Raw genomic sequence first — 19,978 nt, 5'->3', positions numbered from 1 at the left:
GGTAATCGCTGAACATGCGTGCTCACAAGCATCTTTTCTTTAAACTCGGTACTTTGTAGATAAAAAACCACTATCTATTGAAGCGATAATTCTCGAAATAAGGTAAAATCGCGTCAATTTTGTGGGTCTTGATACCCAATATCTAAAAATTCTGCTGAGGACATTCCATGGCTAAGAAAAAATACAACGCATTCTACGCCCAATCCGGTGGCGTAACTGCAGTGATCAATGCTACCGCGTGTGGCGTGATTGAAGCGGCTCGCGCTTCTAAGAACATCGGCAAAGTGTATGCCGGAAAAAACGGTATTATCGGTGCACTTCGCGAAGAGTTGATCGATACCAGCAAAGAGTCGAAAAAAGATATTGCTGGCCTTAAGTTCACGCCATCTGGTGCTTTCGGTTCCTGTCGCCATAAATTGAAAAGCATTGAAGAAAACAAAGCTGAGTACGAGCGACTAATCGAAGTATTCAAGGCGCATGATATTCGCTATTTCTTCTACAATGGTGGCGGCGATTCGCAGGATACCGCACACAAGGTATCTCAGTTAAGTGAAACCATGGGTTACCCGATTACCTGTATCGGCATTCCTAAAACCGTTGATAACGATCTGCCGATTACTGACAACTGCCCAGGCTTCGGCTCAGTGGCCAAATATGTTGCTGTGTCCATTCGCGAAGCGGCTTTCGATGTTAAGTCGATGGCCGAAACTTCGACTAAGGTGTTCGTGATGGAAGTCATGGGCCGTCACGCTGGTTGGATTGCAGCGGCTGGTGGTTTAGCTTGCGAAAAGGAAGGCGACGCACCGCACATCATCCTGTTCCCGGAAATTGCTTTCAACAAAGAGAAATTCCTCAAGAAAGTAGATCGGACCGTTAAGAAATTCGGTTACTGCGCGATTGTGGTTTCAGAAGGTACAGCTTATAAAGACGGGACTTTCCTGGCTGATTCTGGCACCACCGATGCCTTTGGCCATAAGCAATTGGGCGGTGTTGCGCCGGTTGTTGCCAATATGATTAAAGATGCGCTTGGCTACAAATATCACTGGGCAGTATCCGACTATTTACAGCGCGCTGCGCGCCATATTGCTTCTGCCACCGATGTTGACCAGGCGTATGCCGTGGGTAAAGCCGCGGTTGAATTTGCTGATGCCGGTAAAAACGCTGTGATGCCAACCATTGTTCGCAAGAAAACCAAGAAATACAGCTGGACGATTGGCGAAGCCAAATTGGCCGATGTTGCCAATGTCGAAAAGATGATGCCTCGCAGCTACATTACACGCGACGGTTTTGGTATCACCGAAGAATGCCGCCAATACCTGCAGCCATTGATTCAGGGCGAATCATACCCGCCGTACAAAAATGGCTTGCCGCAGTATGTTGAGCTTAAAAATGAATTGGTAAAAAAGAAGCTGAAAACTAAGTTCAAAATTTAAATTTTAATTAGTATTGATGGGTTACGCTTTTCAAGCTAACCCATCCTATGATCAAGCTTTTTCTTTTTATAGGTTGGGTTAGAGGCGAAGCCTCGTAACCCAACACTCTGATTCTTCACTCCTGCTCTAAATTAAACTCAATCTTCACCGTCTGACCTTTAACAGACACTGGGTTCCCGTTATCCATAGCCGGTCGGAACTTCCATTTTTTTAATGCAGCTATCGCTTCGCGGTCAAATGTCCTTCTTGGTTGCGCATCCACCACTTTTATATTCGACAGGCTGCCGCTGCTGTCCACGTCGTACTGCAACAATACCCAGCCCTCGATGCCCTGACTTGCCGGGCCCACCGGATAATTCGGCTGTGCTTGATATAAAGGCAGCGCACTTCTGCTGTCTAAGAACTCTGGAGTTCCTGGAGCGCCAATCGGTGTCGTAAAATTGGTTTCAACTGGTTCAAAGTCTACTGTCGGTATCTCAACTGTATCGACCGTCGAAGGACGTATTGGCACTGCATCCCCAGCAGATGGAGCTACCGCCGGAGGCTGTGGTTCCTGTGGCCGTGGCCTGGGATCCGTTTTTTCTGGTGGTAGTGGTGTATTATCAATTGCAACCCTATCTGGTCTTTCTTGAACCTCGTGCTCACTGCTAATCAACTGGCTCATCAACAGTAATAACACTGCCGTTACGATTAAACCGATAAAGCTGGCGGTTATAATTTTCATACCCTTCTCCTTTGGTTCTTGTTGGGCTTGTTGTTCACTAATACAAACGACCACTTTGAGGAAAAGGGTTAATTTATTTTAAACAAGGGAAGTGTTGTGGTGAATTGTCGGCCAAACACTGACTAAAACTTACTGGCCATAATTTGCTGGTAAAGCCTCTAAGGAAAGACAAACTCTACCCGAATACCGGTTTGGGCATTACCTTTACAAATGCCGCCAGGGGCATCTGTAATCGGCAGGTCATCACAGGTTGCATCTTTCCACGGTAACTTCCTGCACTCAACGCCATGACTGACCGCCGCACCACCGCTGGCCATATAGCAATACTCGCTTTCCTTTCGACAATACAAAGTCTGGTGGGGCTGACCATCGGCTCTAACCATGGTGTCAGAACAACTGAAGAACTCAGACTCAGCTTGTGATGTGTCTATAACAGTTTGCTGCTCTGGCACTTTATAACCACTATCATTCCATTGCCGCAAGAACAGCAACAACACGGTTGCCACTATTAAAACTGCAAAACTAGCATTGATGACTTTCATACCCATCTCCTGAGGCTCTGTTGAGCTATGTTGCTCGGAGCTACAAACGGCTGCATTTATGGAAAGGGTTAATTTATTTTTAACAATACCTATAAAATCAGTTAGAGTAAGGCCTTTGAGGGATATACATAACTATAAACAATGCTACTGATACCAGCCGAAAACCGAATTTCTAAAAAAAATCCGCCGATTTTGACGATTCTGATCATTCTCGTAAACGTTATTGCTTTTTTTTCATTGCAATCAAATGACGATGATATTTTTTATCAAGGTATAGAATTTTATCTTGAGGAAGACATGATGAGCCTTGAGCGACAAGCACTCAAGGATTACTCATTGGAAGAGAGAGGCGATCTTTATGACGCATTAAATAACCCCAATATCCCCGAAGAGTACTTAGTTCAATCGGTCTTATTGGATCAGAAATTTGCAAAATACATTAAATCGCGGACAGATTATTCGATTGAATGGCGTAAGAAGCGAGAAGAGCTTGAATCCATTCTCGGCGAGGCATCGATTTTCCAATACGCATTTTTTCCCTCTGATCCGAGCCTATTTACTGCCTTTACCCATATGTTTATGCATGGCGATATAGGCCACCTGATAGGCAACATGATCTTTCTGTTTTTGTTTGGCTACAACCTCGAATTATTAATGGGTCGAACCAAAATGTTCACCACTTACATCCTGTCAGGTTTGGTAGCTGTAACTTTCTTTGCCATCACAACAGATGATAAATTCGTCCCTCTGGTCGGTGCATCAGGTGCTATTGCTGGCCTGATGGGTGGATTTGCCGCCTGGTATGGATTAAAGAGTATCCGCTATTTCTACTGGGTTTTTGTGATTTTTAACTATGTTCGATTACCGGCTGCATTAGTCTTATTTTATTGGCTGGCAAAAGAATTAGTACAAGACAGTATGAGCAATGACAATGTTGCCTATATGGCTCACTTTGGCGGATTGTTGGGTGGCGCAATTTGTGTCTGGTTACTTAAACTGATCAAGTTCAATCCCCAGGCAGCAAGTGCAGAAAACACCACTGAGTTTATTGATGTGCCAGTAAAAGATGATACGGCGGAACGCATTGACGATCATTACCGCAAAGGTCTGGCCGCTACACAGAACCTGAACTTCGAGCAGGCAAAAACTCATTTCTATAGCATTTTGCGCGATCAGCCTCACAATAAAGATGTTTTAAATCGTTTATATAATTTAGAGAAGGCATCACCAGGTTCTACAAACTATGCGTCTTTATGTGCTGAGATTATGCAAGGTTCAGTTCATAACGAGTCGCTGGCATCGCTCGCTGATCAGTGCCTGAACGATTTGAAACATAACGGCATTGGCTTTAAGCCGATTCCAGCCAATATTTTGCTGGATTATGCACGTAAACAAGTTCGACATAAAAAGACTGAACCAATCAAGCCGATTATCACGCTACTGGTTCAACACTATCATAATTTAGAAAAGCTTCCTGATTTGTTGCTGCATTTTGCTTTTGCCGCAGGACAAAATGGCGACTGGCAGGGCAAACAAAAAGTATTGGGATTATTAAGCCAAAAATACCCCGATACCTTTGCCGGACAAGAAGCAAAAAAAGCGCTACAAGAGGAATAATCCTGTAGCGCTTTTAACGTTTATTCGATGATTGATTTATGTATTAGGACTCAGTGTCTGCTTCATGTTCGTACAAACGCCTAACAGTCTTTCTGCTTCTATTTTATGACTGCCGTGTGGGAACTTAGCGAGTAACTTTTTTAGCAAATCAATCGCCTTGTCATCATCGTTCATGACTTCAGCATAAAACTTGGCTTCTGCAGACAGAGCTTTAGCCAAGTCTGGATCCTGCTCAAATTTTTCCTGCATATCGGTAGTCAGTTTTTCTACCACCGGTAATAGCTTCGGATTACGTATCGCACCAATAAGCACAGCGCGAGCACTGGCATTCATCGGCTTAAAGCGTGGCTCAAAAGAGTCAATTTCCTGATACAGGGCCAAAGCTTTAGGCGCATGTCTGAATAAGTCTTTCTGATCAAAATAGGCACGCGCCGCTTTAACCGTTGCAACTGGATTATTGCGAGCAATATTGAGCTTAATTAAACGCTCCAATGCTTGCGCGCTATACTGAGGATTTTTAGCAGTCTCATACAACACAGCCTCGGCATCATCAAATCGCCCTTCCTGAATATATACATCAGCATGCGCCAGCTTTCTAAGCTCTTCGACTTGCTGAACATTCTCATTATTCATGATTTGCTCTGCATCAATGCCGTAGCCAAGTTCCGCATGATACTGATAGACAACATAGCCGAACATGCTAAACATCATGATATAAAAGAATGCCAAAGCACCATAGATAAGCGGGTATGAAATAAACTCCGGTAACCAGAAGTAAATCGTGCTTTGTGCGAACTGTAGACCCAAGCCGATTAAATAGACAAATAAAACCAGCAACAGATAGGGCCAGCCAATACCAGTGACAGTTCTAAGCAAATCAGATGGGTTAATTGCTGCACCTATATCTTTTATCATTCCCAGGTTGATCATCATGGCAGGGAAGAAGAAACCTATAGCTGTCGCAAAGATCAATAAGCCCATGCCTCCCGCAGAAAGAGTGATCAGAAAGCCCATGCCAATAAGCACTAAATAAAGGCCAATGACTTTTCCAGTCATATCATTCGAATTGTTGAGCGTCACTTCATCATTGCTCGGCGCATCAAACTCCCCTCTCGCCACCTTAGTTAACACACTGAATACATAAGTAATGCCCACAGAAAACAACATCACCTTGAGTACTACATTAATCAGCCAAACAGGAATAGCACTATTTATAATCCCTACTACAAAGGCAATTGCCATGAAAATGCCCAGAAAGCTCATAGCATTCTTTTGGAATGGATAACCATTAAATAGGCTCAGTTTATTCCAGAACGGTTCGACATGGTCGCTAATACCATAAGAATCCATGTTATTACGGCACAATAAACAGCGGGGAGCATGCATGCCAGGTTCAACATCGCAACAGTCAATACAAAAGGGGGTATCGCAGTGATTACAATGCCACAAAGCTTTTTTATGTAGATGATATTTACAGTTCATACCTAATCCTTGAACAATAATTTATAAGAATAATTGGTTTTTTATGATTATTTTTTTGGATGCATTTAGCACTTTAGCAAAGGTTGGGGAAAATATGAATTTTCTGCGTGTATCGAATTGTAGTTAGTGCGGTAAAGCAAACCCAAAACACCAGGTAGGGGCAGACCGATGTGTCTGCCCTATATAAAGCCAAGAGCAGATCCTGACTTTCGTCAGGATGACCAACTCTGGACTAGTGCCAAAGTTCAAATAAAGAAAATAGCTGTAGCCTCGAAGGAACTTCGAGGGCCAATGAGTCAGCAATCGCAGTATCTCGCAGAAGAAATCGGCCAGGCACATTGGCCTGCCCCTACCGCCCCTCACACATCGTTAGCGCTGGTTTTTTTAACAAATTGAGTTAATTGAAGTACAAGATCGGAGAAGCGAAATAAATTCGTCCTCTGGCGCGGCAATGCACTCACCCTAAAATGAGGAAAATAGCTGTAGCCTCGATGGAGCATCAAGGACCAGTGGATCAGAATCCGGAGTATGTCACAGAAGAAATCGGGCAGACACATCGGTCTGCCCCTACCGCCCCTCACACATCGTTAGCGCTGAGGGCATTGCCAAAGCCAAAGGTAATTTTAAACGCTTTCTACAATAATGGGGCGATGACCAAGGACACAATCGCCATAACATTAATCAAAATGTTCATCGATGGCCCTGAGGTATCCTTGAAGGGATCGCCTACGGTGTCACCGACCACTGTCGCTGCGTGAACATCTGAACCTTTGCCGCCATGATTACCTTTTTCCACGTATTTCTTGGCGTTGTCCCATGCACCACCGGCGTTGGCCATCATCAATGCTAACAAGACTGCACTGACCAGGGCGCCACCCAACATGCCACCTAATGCTTCGGCTCCAAGCAGGAAGCCCACTAATGGCGGTGCTGCAACAGCTATTACGCCTGGTAGGATCATTTTCTTGAGAGCTGCATCGGTTGCGATGGCGACACATTTTTCGGTGTCTGGCTCGGCTTTACCTTCTAGCAGACCTGTAATCTCTCTAAACTGCCTGCGGATTTCATGAATCATCTCAAAGGCTGCGTCACCCACTGCGGTCATGGTTATTGACGCAATCAGGAACGGAATCAAGCCGCCGATAAATAAGCCCATCAATACTTGTGGATCACCGATGTGCAAAATAAACTCTTCCGCACCGTATTTGGCGTTCACGGTTTCAACGAAGGCTACGATAATCGCCAGAGCCGCCAATGCAGCTGCACCGATGGCAAAACCTTTACCGATTGCTGCAGTGGTATTACCCAGTTCATCTAGCGAGTCGGTAATATCACGCGTTTCTTTGCCGAGGCCACCCATTTCAGCGATTCCGCCAGCGTTATCGGCTACTGGCCCGTAAGCATCAATGGCCATGGTGATACCAACCGTTGCCAACATACCCACCGCAGCAATACCAACACCATAGACTCCGGCTAGCTCGGTGGAAATAAAGATAATGGCTGCCAAGGTCAAGACTGGCACAACAACCGATTGCATACCGACCGCAAGCCCTGAAATCATCACAGTTGCAGCGCCGGTTTCGCCTGATTTAGCAATATGACGAATTGGTGCACCTGAGGTGTAATACTCTGTGACCAGGCCAATAATGATCCCACCCACAGCACCGCACAGTACTGCCAGCCATACATTATTGGAGATTTCCATGTTTTGCAGTAAGAAATAGGCAGCTATAACAAACAACACCGCCGCGCCAATCGTGCCCACTCGCAGTGCCACTTCGGGCTTATTACTGGACATTAATTTGACCAACATGATGCCTAATATGGAACAGATCAGGCCAACTGAAGCTAATGCCAGCGGTGCTGCCATTAACACATTTTGCGCGCCCAAATCGGAAGTAGCCATGGTTGCTGCAATCGCTATCGATGCGATCATGGCGCCACAGTAGGATTCGAAAATATCCGAGCCCATACCGGCTACATCACCCACATTGTCACCTACGTTATCAGCTATAACGCCAGGGTTGCGCGGATCATCTTCCGGAATACCGGCTTCGAGCTTACCCACCAGATCGGCGCCAACATCCGCTGACTTGGTGAAAATACCACCACCAACACGACTGAACAGAGCCACTGACGAGGCACCCATACCGAAGCCATGAATATAGTGTGCGGTCTCGGGGTCACCGCCGAAATACCAGTAAAGACCACCCAAGCCCATCAAGCCTAGCGAGGCTACGCACAGCCCCATAATGGAACCACCGAAGAAGGCTACGCTTAATGCTTCGGCAGCGCCTTTGGTATGTGCGGCAGTTGTAGTTCTGACGTTAGCTTTAGTGGCAGTGTACATGCCGATATAGCCAGCCAATGCTGAAGAGATCGCGCCCACCGCAAATGCCAGAGCAGTATTACCGCCCAACGGCGAAAGCCACAGTATAATAAACAAAATGCCCGCAAATAGTGCGAGCATTCGGTATTCTCGGTGCATGAAAACCATGGCGCCAGAGTGAATGGCGTTGCCGATTTTCTTAATCTTGTCGTCACCTTCTGGATATCTTTTAACGACGAAATAAATGATAAATGCAAAAGCCAAACCTATTAAGCCTAATAGTGGTGGCAATATCATGTTGTCTGTCATACATCCCCCATGCGTGTATTGATTACTGTTTATATCTTTGATTGTTATCGGTTTTTTACAAACCTCGAATTCAGTCTATAGCAGTTTTTCGCTTTGTACAATTTTTACGCAAGATGTTCACCGATTATTCAATTTATTTTGTGAACAAAGGCCGTTATAATACGCGCCCTTCGAACAATGAACGGTTTGAACGCCACTTTGGCGCATCGTTCTTTTGGGTAAAACTCCTAACACTGAAAGGTAAAATAATGAGCTTGGACAATGTAGGCCCGGGTAAAAACGCACCGGATGAAATTAACGTCATTATCGAAATTCCAGCACACAGCGACCCGATCAAATACGAAGTCGATAAAGAAACCGGCGCTTTGTTTGTTGACCGCTTCATGGCAACTTGTATGCACTACCCGACCAACTACGGTTATGTAAACAAAACCTTATCAAAAGATGGCGACCCGGTTGACGTATTGGTACCAACACCTTTCCCATTACTTCCAGGTTGTGTGATTTCTTGTCGTCCAGTTGGCGTTTTGAAAATGAGTGACGAATCTGGCGAAGATGCCAAACTTGTTGCCATCCCAACAGGCAAACTAAGCTCAATGTATCAAGGCATTCACGAAATTGAAGAAATTCCAGAGTTGTTACGCAACCAGATCGAACACTTCTTCGAACATTACAAAGATCTTGAGCCAGGCAAATGGGTCAAGATTGATGGCTGGGAAGGCTCAGAAGCCGCCAAGCAAGAAATCCTTGAAGGTATCGAAGCTTTTAAAAACAGCTAATCGGTAGATATTAAGTTACCAGGTCGTCCTGCTGACTTTTTATATATCCGATATATAGAAATGCCGTTGACTACAATTAGTTAACGGCATTTTTTTGTCCTTTACCGCAGGGAATACCCTCGGGTAAATCCATGTTTTGTTCCTTCATTCCTATACTGAGTGTTTCGCCCTCTCCGGCGAGTCCCTTTTTCTTAACGCCTAAGAAAAAGGAACCAAAAAGAACGGCGCCCCGAGATTGAGGTTTCGCTTCGCTCAACTGCCTTCGTCTCCGCCAAGCCACTGAACGCACCGTAAAATACGTTCCATCCATGGCCCGAATTTTACTATTCAAATCATCCAAGATTTGAATTGCTATGTCTTGGCTACTACTCAGCTCAATCTAAGGGGGATCTTGGTGCTATTGGTTACAACTCTGTAATTCATTAAGCATCATCATGAATTTTAACTATCCATACCATCAGGCAATAATCTTTTGTAGAAGATGTCTTTCTTTCTGGTACATCTCGATTAACTGCTGTTGTAGTTTTAAGTCTTTAGGCTGTTGCTCAAGTGCTGCGGCATATTGTTCTTGCGCGCTTCGCAGGTCTTTTAGAGATTGACGTACTGCGGGGTCGAGGCCAGCTTGTGACTGTTCGAGTTGATAGCCTAGTTTGGCGTAATATTGGCTGTTGGCCAACTCAAGGCTAGCCAGAGTCATGCCAAAACTAGCAACATGGTTTGTGCTCGATTGCGAGACAGTAGAGTTATTGGCAATCGTTGTTGAAGACGATTGATTCTGTTGCCATGGCGAAATGGTATAGAAGGTCACCGCTAACACTAAAGCTGCTGCAACCGCCATGGGTTGCCAGAATTTTCGATGCGTTGTTTGCTTTACCTGATCATTGTCGGCATTTGCTGAAGACTCAGCCGAAGCTTCTGCTTCGAGTTTTGCCTTAATCTGGCTCCAGCGATCAGGCGCTTCAATGGCATCGGGCAACTGCTGCAGACGCTCGACAAGCGCTTTAGTCTCTTGCTCTGTTAATTGTTTATCTGTCATACCATTACCTATTCAAATTACCTATCTACACTGCCTAATCAAATGATCGAATCACTGATCCACTATCGATCTAGCTGCTCTTTGAGTAATACTCGTGCGCGGCTTAAATGCGCCTTGCAGGTTCCGCTGGCGATGCCTAGTGTATCGCCTACTTCTTCGTGGGTCATGCCCATAAGATCATGCAGCAATAACACATTTCTGGCTTGCGCCGGCAATTTCACAATCGCTTTTTCCAAATCAATCTGTTGCGGATGGTGCGTTTGCGACAGTTCATCTTCAAAAGCCTGTTGCCAGTCCTGGTCCGCATAAATCTCGATGTGATTCTTGCGCTGTTCATTGAGCACCACATTGACCGCAATGCGGTAAACCCAGGTGCTGAATTTACTATTGCCTTCAAAGCTTGGCAGCGCTTGCCAGGCTTTGATAAAAGCATCCTGCATATGCTCTTCGGCCAGCGCCGGACGTCCTGTCATCCGCACACACAGCAAATAAATCTTGTGGCTGAACAACCGATATAGACTTTCAAACGCCTGCATATCTCCCTGCTTCGCTAAAGCGACCAGCTGGGCCTGGTTATCTGCGTCCTGTTGTTCTATGGGCTGTGCTTGCAAGGTTTTCATTTTCGCTGTGTTTAACCTTTAGACGCCCAGTTTAGCAAAAGGGTTTAGTCACAGCCTATTAATATGCAGCAAAATCCAAAATAGTATTAGCTCTAAACATAGGATGGGGTAACGCCAGTGTAACCCATCGCTATACTCTACACTGTGTTGATTGATGGGTTACGCCTACGGCTAACCCATCCTATAACTTGCAACATCCTATGTTTCTTATTGCTTACACCCAATATAGCTTGTGTACACCAAACAAGTAAAACGCCATTGCTGGCAAGCAAAGAGTAAGTAAGCAAGGAAAGATAAGCGCTGAAAGAAAAAAAGGCCCTTGGGGAAGGGCCTAAATGGGGATGTCATGTTCTCTAATATACAGCTCTCTAATAGAGAAAGAAGTTAGAGAATGACTTCACTTTCTACAGGGGTAAAACCTGAGCAATACAAACAGCTTCGAAGTGTTAGGAGGGCAACTCCTGAAACCATCTGTATTTGCTCGTTTCAGGAGTTATTATGCTGCTTCAGTGGTTATTAATAAAATTGATTGTTTTTATAAACCTAATAGCTTCCAACTATAAATCATAGCTCAAGCCTATACTTAACCGCCTTTCAATAGATCAATCAAATCAATTGTTGCGGCATTGGCGCGGGAAATATAAGAAGACATCACCAGCGAATGATTAGAAAAGAAACCAAACTCATCACCATTCAGGATCATTGGGCTCCAAATAGGCTCCTGAGTCGCTTCCAGCTCCATAATAATCTGCTGAAAACTGGTACGCGCATTCTTATCTTCCAATACATGGGCAAAGTCTTTCTCGATCGCTTTGAGTAATTGAATCTGCGCCCAGGTTGCACCACGCGCTTCCCAGAATACATCGTCGATCTCCATCCACGGCGTTGTCACCGTAACAATCGAGCTTGTGGGTGTGGACTGTTCTGCTGAGGCATCATTAGCCAAGTCAGTGTTAATTCGGGAACGACCAACGCTGGCACTTAATCGTTGCGATAAGCCACCAAGACGTTTGCTGACTAAGTATAACCAGGAACGAAGATTGTCCGAGCGTGCATAAAACTGAGTATTGGAGTCCTGCGGGTCAGCCAAGCGATCACGGTATTCTCTTAATAACTTAACACCTTTGCGATATTCACGTTCCGCCCGTGGGAACATCCACTTTCTATGGTCAATGTTAAAAGCCGGCTCGGCGAATTTTAGTGCTTCATCTTCAAGCGACTGTGATTGAGAACGGCTGATATCATTACGAAGCACCTGAGCTATATCGCGAATCTGCACCAGAGCACCAAATTCAAAGGCTGGCATATTGTCCATAAAAACACTCGGCGGCATAATGTCATTACTTAAAAAGCCACCGCTTTTATTCAGTAGATTTTCGACAATTTGCGCTGTCGTTTCTACCGTTACATAACCTCGTGGCGGCTCTCCGGCGTAACTCTGCTCAATAGCATTGATATCAACAGGGTCAGGCTCTGAACTCCAGATAAAGATAAACACTAACATCAGTACCAGCAGTACAATAATAGTGGCCAAGGCTGCAGACCATTTTTTCCGTCCGCGGCCTTTACCGGTCACTTCATCAATCTCAATATTAGATTCACTCATGTTTATCTTTCCCTATTAATTAATCGATACGACTGCTTCTATCAGTTAGCTTGGCGAACTTTGAAAGCAACCTCAAGAGGTTCTCTATCCTTAAAATGTAAACGAATATTATAACTTTCACCTTCAATCAGCGTTTCTTTTACGCCCATAATCATGATGTGTTTAGCTCCTGGTTGAAAAACCAGTTCATTCTCGATTTCCAGCTCGTCCAGATGTTGCATTTTGGCCATGCCATCGACCACTTTCGACTCATGTAGCATGGCATGCTTGGCCCAATCTAAGGACACATCTTCTAACACAATCGGCGAGTCGGTATTATTTTTAATGGTCACAAACCCAGCGGTGCTTTTAACACCTTCCGGCATCAGCCGTAACCATGGGTCTTGAATTTCAATATCTGGCTTAGGCGAACATCCGGATAAAATGCCGAGAGTGAGCAATGCTAATAACAATAAAATCTTAAAAGAGTTCATAATTCTGCTTTAATTGGAAAATTTGACGCGATACGAGTATTGTACTGACAAACTCTTTCTAACTCTATGACCAACTTATGAAGAACATTATCGAACCCGCTCCAATTCCGATGATTCCTGTTATCAATGTTATCGACTCCGACAGTGATGAAGGTTTTTCTACTGGTTCAGAACCTATTTACGATAGTCAGTTTCCGGTTAGAAGAATCTATTGCGTTGGCCGCAATTACGCTGCTCATGCACGCGAAATGGGCTTTGATGACAGAGAGCCGCCTTTTTTCTTCAGCAAACCGGCAGATTCGATTGTCGTTAACCCGAAAAGGCTTCCCTACCCTAAAATGACCAATGATTTACATCACGAAGTAGAGTTGGTTGTTGCTATTGGTGAGCCAGCAGAATCGGTAACCGCCGAGGAAGCCGAACAGTGTATTTTAGGTTATGCATTAGGCATTGACCTGACAAAACGTGATTTACAGACAGAAGCCAAGAAGAAAGGACTGCCGTGGGAATTAGCGAAAGGTTTTGATCAGTGCGCTCCTATTAGCTCCATTATTCTCAAAGAAGAGTTGGGGCTGGTCAGCTCGGGCAATATTTCATTATCGGTAGACAACGAACCAAGGCAGTCCGCCGACATCAGCAATATGATCTGGTCAATTCCTGAGATCATCAGCGAACTGTCAAAGCATATAGCGATACAACCCGGAGATTTAATTTTTACTGGAACGCCAGAAGGGGTTGGCCCCATTAAAAAAGGTCAGCTAGTTCAGGCGGAAATGCTAAATCGATTGAAGTTAGCGTTTACGGTTGTTTGACCTTTATTTGTTACTCTAAAAGTAACCTGAATAACTCATAAGCGCGTCATCCCCGCGAAGGCGGGGATCCATAATATCTATAAGACATTCCTTGAACTACTATTTCGCTACTCAGCGAGTTACTTTTCTTGCGTGGTCAAGAAAAGTAACCAAAAGAAGACCACCCCGTGATTGAGGTTTCGCTTTGCTCAACTCCCTTCGCATCCGCCAAGACACTTAACGCACCGTAAAATACGTTCCTTCCCTGGCCCGAATTTTACTATTCAAAACATCCTGTTTTGAATTGCTATGTCTTGGCTACTACTCAGCTCAATCAAAGGGGCTAATTGGAGCAAGCCTGAAGAGTGGTTGATTTATAAATGAGCACCTAAGATCATAAGACCTCTTAACCACATCACAACGTCTGATAAATAAAGGTGACGATCTGATCAGGCTTAATGAAATTCTTACCATTCTCTTCGTCATATTTAGCGCTTGGCTTTGCAGCTAATACTTGTTCCAGACTCATGCCTTTGTCTTTCAACTTTGCAATAGAGCTGCGTAGTTCTTTGAGCATGGCTACAAATTCAGACAGTTCTTTTTTATTCGACATTGGCCCGTGGCCTGGAATAATTTGTGTGTCGTCATTCGCTAACGATAATCCTTTTTCTACCGCTGCAATGTAACCACCAATGGTTCCGCCGCTGCTGACATCAATAAAGGGATAACCAATATTAAAGTAGGTATCGCCCATGTGTAAGACGTTGTCTTTGGCGAAGTAGATGATTGCATCACCGTCAGTGTGTGCTTTAGCAACATGGTACACGCGCATTTCATCATCGTTCAGATGTAATGTGATTTCACTGTCAAAAGTAATCACAGGTAAAGCGGCTTCTGGTGAAGGATCCACTTTACGGCCGAGAGCTGACATCTCCAAGCCTGTACTCATGCGCTGTCTAACATTGTCGTGCGCCACAATCACTGTGCCACTTTTGGCAAAGTTTTCATTACCGCCGATATGATCACCATGCCAGTGAGTATTGATTAAGTAGCTAACAGGCTGGTCTGTGATTTCCGCAACAGTCGCCTTGATTTTGTCTGACAGCGGTGCAAACTGATCGTCAATCATGTAGACGCCATCATCACCGACTGACAGGCCTATGTTGCCACCCTGACCAAAAAGGACATAAATCCCATCTGTTAATTTCTGTGCTTTGATTTCTACTTCAGGGCCACTATCCGCATGAGCAAAAGCCTGTCCACTAAACGCCAGCATCAAACTTAACGCAGTAAGTGTCTGTTTCAACATTGTTCTTTTAAGCATGTTTCCCTTAATCATAGTCTTACCCCATATTTGTTTACATTCGTGGTCTACAGTTTAACCGAAACTTATGTAAAATAATTGTGAATAGGCCCAACAAACACTAAGAGACTTTTATGGATACCCAACTGGCACAAGAGTTTATCGATAAAAAATGGGACGAGGAGATTGTTCCAGAGTTAATTGAATACATCAAAATCCCCAACAAATCGCCCCACTTCGATCCTAAATGGGATGAACACGGTTACATGGAGCAGGCGGTTCAACAGATTGCCAACTGGTGCGATGCTCAGGATATTCCGAACAAGACACTGGAAATTGTGCGCATTGAGGGCAGAACCCCGATTATATTTATGGAAATTGCTGCCAGCGACGGCACCAATAACCCAGATGATGACACGATTTTGATGTATGGCCACTTGGATAAACAGCCTGAGATGTCTGGCTGGGAAGAAGGCCTAGGCCCATGGATTCCAGTGATGCGTGATGACAAATTATATGGTCGTGGCGGTGCCGATGATGGTTACGCAGCTTATGCATCATTAACTGCTTTAATGGCCATTCAAAAGCAGGGACTGCCGCATGCTCGCACCGTGGTGATTATTGAAGCTTGTGAAGAGTCCGGCAGTTATGATCTGCCCTACTACATCGACCAGCTGCGTGACCGTATTGGCGAGCCGTCATTAGTCATCTGTTTAGATTCTGGGGCAGGTAATTATGAGCAACTATGGTGCACCATGAGTTTGCGCGGCATGACCAGCGGCACCTTAAAAGTTGATGTTCTGCGTGAAGGCATTCACTCAGGCATGGGCAGCGGCGTTGTTCCTTCATCCTTCCGCATTATTCGCCAACTGCTCAATCGTCTCGAAGATGATAAAAGCGGCAGACTGTTGCCTAAAGAATTTTATGCAGATATCCCTCACCAACGATTAGAGCAAACGCTCAAAGTTGCCGAAGTGTTAGGAGATGGCATAGTCGAAGCTTACCCTTTTGTCGAAGGCGTTGAGCCGATGGCAGAAAATAACTTCGAACGCTTACTCAATCGTAATTGGCGACCAGCTCTATCCTATACCGGTGCTTCAGGTATGCCAGAAATCGAAAACGCCGGTAATGTTCTGCGCCCAACCACGTCTCTGAAATTATCACTTCGACTGCCACCCACAGCCAACAGTAAAAAAGCTACAGAAGCATTAACCAAAATTCTAACCGAGACTCCGCCGAGTGGCGCCAAAGTGAGTTTTGAATCGGATCAGGATGGCGATGGATGGAATGCGCCAGACGTTGCGCCATGGTTAGCAGAGTCCTTAGAGCGTGGTTCGCAAGAGGTTTATGGCAAACCAGCCATGTACATGGGCGAAGGCGGCACCATTCCATTCATGGGAATGTTAGGCGAAAAGTTCCCCAAAGCTCAATTTATGATTACCGGAGTATTAGGACCTAATTCGAATGCGCATGGCCCGAATGAGTTTCTGCATATTCCCTTTGCCAAGAAGTTAACCACCTGCGTGTCACAAGTAATCGTTGATCATTATAAAAGGAATTAATATATAGCTTGAGGGGTTCAGTATTAAGATTGAAACTCTCAGTCTCGCACCCTAAATCCCCTTTTGATTGAGCTGAGTAGTAACCAATTCATAGCAATTCAAAACAGGAAGTTTTGAATAGTAAAATTCGGGCCAAGGATGGAACGTATTTTACGGTGCGTTAAGTGGATTGGTGAATACGAAGGGAGTTTCGCAAAGCGAAACCTCAATCACGGGGTGTCCTTTCTTTTCGTTCCTTTTCTTTAGACAAGTAAAGAAAAGGAACTCGCCGAGTGGCGAAAAACAAAATAGAGGAATGATATTAAGAAGAGCATGGATTTACCCGAGGGCATTCCCTTTGGTCACCCGCCTTCGCGAGAATGACGCATGCAACAAATTAAGCCACCTACAACCAATCCGTCAGCACAAACCCAACCCCTAAACGGTTCACATGGCGATTGTAGTCAATCAGACTTTCACCATAGCCATTAAAGTACTGAACATAACCACGTAGTTTTCCGTCGTCATCTAATGGGAATGTCCAATCAAGCTGGACTGCGCCTTTATTATCACTGCGTAAATTATTGCGCAAGGTAACACCGAAATTTTGCTCGCCCCATTTATAAGCCGTATAAAGCTCAAAATACCCCATATAATCATCGATATCTGGATTATCATCACCATCCGGTTGCAAAGGGTCTTCTTTGCGCTCTTCTGGAATCCGCCACCAAGGTTTAAATAGTATTACCCAACGATCTTTTTCAAAAGCCATTTCAGTATAGATACGATTCCAACTACGGGATCTTAATCCGGACTGGCCATTGGATTGGTGTGACACCCCTGCGGTAAATAATGGCACTTGCCAGCCCCCCACTTTCCAGTCGGTGGCCCAAGCGGCAAAAATTTCTGGTTCATGATTGGTTTCGCGGAATGGGCTGGACACATCTGAGTTATAGGCTTGCCAGTATGACTGTCCGGTATAAGCAAAAAAGAGAGCTGTATTTTCGCCAAATGGCTTTTCCCAGAAAGGTGTTTTAAAACTGACCTGGAATTTCACTTCAACATTATCAACATCAGCACTCTGGTTGCCTGAGTTTAACCCCTCTTGATTAGGCCGGTTATTAAAGGTCAAAGGTAACAAGTAATTAGGTTTATGCGGCAAAATTGCAAAACGATTGTCACTGGCACGATATTCCAGTCTTAAACGTTTTTTAATGACATCAGAGTCTTCTTTCTTTGGTTGGTCTGAACCATCTTCAGATGCTTCTGTAAAACTATCATCAGGTAGCAGTTCTTTGCTTGGGCGATAAATGGCTAGATTACTGGCTTTTGAACAATATGCCCGAATTTCAGAGATGGGTGTATCGTTATCACGCTGATCAAACTCCTGTAATATACAGCGGTCATAATCATCCTTAACATTCTGAAGCGTCTCTTTTGAATGCTCAAAGATATCCTTTTTCTCTTCAGTAGCCCCTGTTTTTGCGCCTGGGTTTTCTTCAGAACTAGCGCCCTGTGACTCATCCTGGCTGGCTGCAAAGCTAGGAACAGAAATGAAAATTAAGGGTAATGCGCAAACTAAAAACAAAGTCTTAGACTTCATATCATCACTGACTAGTTAGAGTTATATTGCAGAAAATTGTAGCAGAAAAAAATGAAGACAACATGAATAGTTGTGCTAAGTGATAACAAAGACAATAAGTTAAATAGGCAGCCTCAAAACGAAGCTACCTACCTAACCTATCATCTACCCCTCCACCACATCTTTGAGGTTTTTAAGTCCCTTCTCATACTGTGCGCCCACGGCACCATCCATCATCAAGCCTAAATAGCGGCCAATTAAATTATTGCCAAAATCAATATCAAGAGTCCAAGTTACGCGAGTTTCCTCATAGGAGATTTCTTCAAGAATAAATGAACTCTCAGCAGGCATTTGCTCCTGTCCTAACTTCATTTCGAACTTCACAAGATTAGGATAATTACTTTCAATAATTTTATAGGTGCCAGATCCAACTTCGGCCACCTGACTATCCCATGCCATCGTCGCACCTACGCCACTTTGGGGACCGGTAAAAGTATAGGAAGCATTAGGATCAAGATCAGCCCATGGAGACCAATTATTAAAATTTTGAAGGTTATTGACTTGATTGAAAACGGTATCTTTGGTTGCTGAAACAGTAATGGAGCGTTCAACATGTTGTTGTTGCGGTATCATAAAACCGACCGCTACTAAAATCACTGCAAGAGCTACAATAATGATTAGTAACCATTTAAGAAACTTCATAGGACCTCCAACATTCAGGGAGAGTTACTACTTTAGCGTAAATTAATGCAGATATGCAAATTTAGTGACGTAGTTCACGTTTTAGCGAACAGCTGTGCGCTGGTTGATACCATTATAAATGACATTCCAGATAGGCATTTGCATACTCTTCCAACTCACCGTGAAGGTAATCGGGATAGAGCTCGAATCCATAATACTCGCGATCATGCTCCCATCGCACCTTAACCTCTTTATAGATATTCTCTGCGTCAGACTCAATTTGTTTTCTAATCTCAGCATAGTCTTCCCGATCGGCAAAGAGTCGTTGGATACTATCTCTCCAACCTACGGAATCTAAAAACATGCCCTTTAGAGCAGGATCGCTCTGATGAATATCAACCTGCAATTTTTCATAGGCTAAACTTTTTGCAATCAGCTCCCGAATAACATCTTCGTCACCGGAATTTGCATCCAATCGCTTTGCTGCCATATCAAGCAGCAAAGTCATCTCAAAAATAGCCCCGACCTTGCCAAAGATCGCAGCTTTATAAAGATAACTCTCTCCTTCATTAATGCCATCAAGATCGACTTTATGACTATTCACAATATCTTTGGTTTGCTCCGAACTGCGATAGCGACTATCTGGTCCTGAGAGTCTAACCCCTAAAGCCGAATACCAAATTTTCTCCGAACCGTAAATGATCATAGCCTTGGAGTTATTTGAATCAGCCAACACTTTCAGAGTTTCAAAAGGCATTCCTTGATAGACACCCTCACCTGCAAGCTCGTCTTCACTAAGATAAAAATCCTGAATCGTTTGATTAAACTGTTTATCAAGCTCTGGATACTGCTCAGCAAGTTGCTCTTTGCAAACATTCGACGGAGGTTTTGCTTTAGTTCCCTCAGAGTTCACGGCCTCATGATTAGCTGTAACCGTTTCTATAACTGGTTCACTTTGAGTATTAGTGACCTCAGTTGGTTGTGGAGTAGTTACTTGAGAAGTCTGATCGAATTCAACTGTTTGAATATCAGGCTCACCCTTCATCCAGAACAATAATAAGAAAGCTGTAAACAAACCAAACAAGAGCACCAGCGTCTTTTTCATAACAGTCCTAACCTTCGCTACATCC

General features: G+C 44.3%; 18 protein-coding genes. 5 read left to right on the top strand and 13 right to left on the bottom strand.

The genetic code is table 11. The annotated features are described in order from the left end of the window. Positions 1-167 precede the first annotated feature (167 nt). Positions 168-1,433, top strand: coding sequence for a 6-phosphofructokinase (locus tag ACYTXU_RS01555; protein WP_462207842.1), 1,266 nt, complete (start codon positions 168-170; stop codon positions 1,431-1,433). Between the two features lie 115 nt (positions 1,434-1,548). Here ACYTXU_RS01555 and ACYTXU_RS01550 read toward each other — a convergent pair whose 3' ends face one another. Together ACYTXU_RS01550 and ACYTXU_RS01545 are read right to left on the bottom strand one after the other, a co-directional pair. Further along, positions 1,549-2,157 carry an energy transducer TonB gene (locus tag ACYTXU_RS01550; RefSeq protein ID WP_462207841.1) on the bottom strand — a complete coding sequence of 203 codons (609 nt, stop codon included), beginning with the start codon at positions 2,155-2,157 and terminating at the stop codon, positions 1,549-1,551. A 158-nt stretch (positions 2,158-2,315) separates the two neighbouring features. Continuing rightward, positions 2,316-2,699 carry a hypothetical protein gene (locus tag ACYTXU_RS01545; RefSeq protein ID WP_462207840.1) on the bottom strand — a complete coding sequence of 128 codons (384 nt, stop codon included), beginning with the start codon at positions 2,697-2,699 and terminating at the stop codon, positions 2,316-2,318. Between the two features lie 141 nt (positions 2,700-2,840). Between ACYTXU_RS01545 and ACYTXU_RS01540 the strand changes: the two genes are divergently transcribed. Continuing rightward, positions 2,841-4,316, top strand: coding sequence for a rhomboid family intramembrane serine protease (locus ACYTXU_RS01540; protein WP_462207838.1), 1,476 nt, complete (start codon positions 2,841-2,843; stop codon positions 4,314-4,316). Positions 4,317-4,352: 36 nt separating this feature from the next. Here ACYTXU_RS01540 and ACYTXU_RS01535 read toward each other — a convergent pair whose 3' ends face one another. Both ACYTXU_RS01535 and ACYTXU_RS01530 read right to left on the bottom strand, forming a co-directional pair. Beyond that, the gene (locus ACYTXU_RS01535) at positions 4,353-5,798 is read right to left on the bottom strand and encodes a hypothetical protein (RefSeq protein WP_462207837.1); all 1,446 of its coding nucleotides are present in this window, start codon (positions 5,796-5,798) and stop codon (positions 4,353-4,355) included. A gap of 634 nt (positions 5,799-6,432) precedes the next feature. Further along, positions 6,433-8,436, bottom strand: a complete 2,004-nt coding sequence (locus ACYTXU_RS01530) for a sodium-translocating pyrophosphatase (protein WP_462207836.1) — start codon at positions 8,434-8,436, stop codon at positions 6,433-6,435. 248 nt (positions 8,437-8,684) lie between these two features. Here ACYTXU_RS01530 and ppa point away from each other — a divergent pair, with 248 nt between their 5' ends. Beyond that, positions 8,685-9,215 carry an inorganic diphosphatase gene (ppa, locus tag ACYTXU_RS01525; RefSeq protein ID WP_462207835.1) on the top strand — a complete coding sequence of 177 codons (531 nt, stop codon included), beginning with the start codon at positions 8,685-8,687 and terminating at the stop codon, positions 9,213-9,215. 76 nt (positions 9,216-9,291) lie between these two features. Here ppa and ACYTXU_RS01520 read toward each other — a convergent pair whose 3' ends face one another. The 5 genes from ACYTXU_RS01520 to ACYTXU_RS01500 all read right to left on the bottom strand — a co-directional run bounded on the left by ACYTXU_RS01520 (position 9,292) and on the right by ACYTXU_RS01500 (position 12,950). Further along, complete coding sequence (locus ACYTXU_RS01520) at positions 9,292-9,471, bottom strand: hypothetical protein (protein ID WP_462207834.1); 180 nt, start codon at positions 9,469-9,471, stop codon at positions 9,292-9,294. Positions 9,472-9,672: 201 nt separating this feature from the next. Next, positions 9,673-10,251, bottom strand: a complete 579-nt coding sequence (locus ACYTXU_RS01515) for a hypothetical protein (RefSeq protein WP_462207832.1) — start codon at positions 10,249-10,251, stop codon at positions 9,673-9,675. A 62-nt stretch (positions 10,252-10,313) separates the two neighbouring features. After that, the gene (locus tag ACYTXU_RS01510) at positions 10,314-10,871 is read right to left on the bottom strand and encodes an RNA polymerase sigma factor (RefSeq protein ID WP_462207831.1); all 558 of its coding nucleotides are present in this window, start codon (positions 10,869-10,871) and stop codon (positions 10,314-10,316) included. A 583-nt stretch (positions 10,872-11,454) separates the two neighbouring features. Continuing rightward, positions 11,455-12,477, bottom strand: coding sequence for a DUF2333 family protein (locus tag ACYTXU_RS01505; protein ID WP_462207829.1), 1,023 nt, complete (start codon positions 12,475-12,477; stop codon positions 11,455-11,457). A gap of 41 nt (positions 12,478-12,518) precedes the next feature. Next, a complete protein-coding gene (locus ACYTXU_RS01500) occupies positions 12,519-12,950 on the bottom strand; it encodes a copper chaperone PCu(A)C (protein WP_462207828.1) in 432 nt (143 codons plus the stop codon). Between the two features lie 77 nt (positions 12,951-13,027). On the opposite strand from ACYTXU_RS01500, the gene ACYTXU_RS01495 reads away from it, so the two are divergent. Then, positions 13,028-13,762: a fumarylacetoacetate hydrolase family protein gene (locus ACYTXU_RS01495; RefSeq protein ID WP_462207827.1), complete on the top strand. Its 735-nt coding sequence runs from the start codon at positions 13,028-13,030 to the stop codon at positions 13,760-13,762. Positions 13,763-14,156: 394 nt separating this feature from the next. On the opposite strand, the gene ACYTXU_RS01490 is transcribed toward ACYTXU_RS01495, so the two are convergent. Then, positions 14,157-15,065, bottom strand: coding sequence for an MBL fold metallo-hydrolase (locus ACYTXU_RS01490; protein WP_462207825.1), 909 nt, complete (start codon positions 15,063-15,065; stop codon positions 14,157-14,159). A gap of 113 nt (positions 15,066-15,178) precedes the next feature. Here ACYTXU_RS01490 and ACYTXU_RS01485 point away from each other — a divergent pair, with 113 nt between their 5' ends. Then, positions 15,179-16,606 (top strand): M20 family metallopeptidase, encoded by a 1,428-nt coding sequence (locus ACYTXU_RS01485; RefSeq protein WP_462207824.1) that lies wholly within the window; start codon positions 15,179-15,181, stop codon positions 16,604-16,606. Between the two features lie 385 nt (positions 16,607-16,991). On the opposite strand, the gene ACYTXU_RS01480 is transcribed toward ACYTXU_RS01485, so the two are convergent. The 3 genes from ACYTXU_RS01480 to ACYTXU_RS01470 all read right to left on the bottom strand — a co-directional run bounded on the left by ACYTXU_RS01480 (position 16,992) and on the right by ACYTXU_RS01470 (position 19,953). Beyond that, positions 16,992-18,188 carry a phospholipase A gene (locus ACYTXU_RS01480; protein WP_462207823.1) on the bottom strand — a complete coding sequence of 399 codons (1,197 nt, stop codon included), beginning with the start codon at positions 18,186-18,188 and terminating at the stop codon, positions 16,992-16,994. A gap of 144 nt (positions 18,189-18,332) precedes the next feature. Further along, positions 18,333-18,869, bottom strand: a complete 537-nt coding sequence (locus ACYTXU_RS01475) for an SRPBCC family protein (protein WP_462207821.1) — start codon at positions 18,867-18,869, stop codon at positions 18,333-18,335. A gap of 112 nt (positions 18,870-18,981) precedes the next feature. Further along, positions 18,982-19,953, bottom strand: a complete 972-nt coding sequence (locus ACYTXU_RS01470) for a hypothetical protein (protein ID WP_462207820.1) — start codon at positions 19,951-19,953, stop codon at positions 18,982-18,984. Between the last annotated feature and the right edge of the window lie 25 nt (positions 19,954-19,978).

It is taken from the genome of Kangiella sp. M94, assembly GCF_054926195.1.
This window is presented reverse-complemented; position numbering and strand designations above follow the sequence as displayed.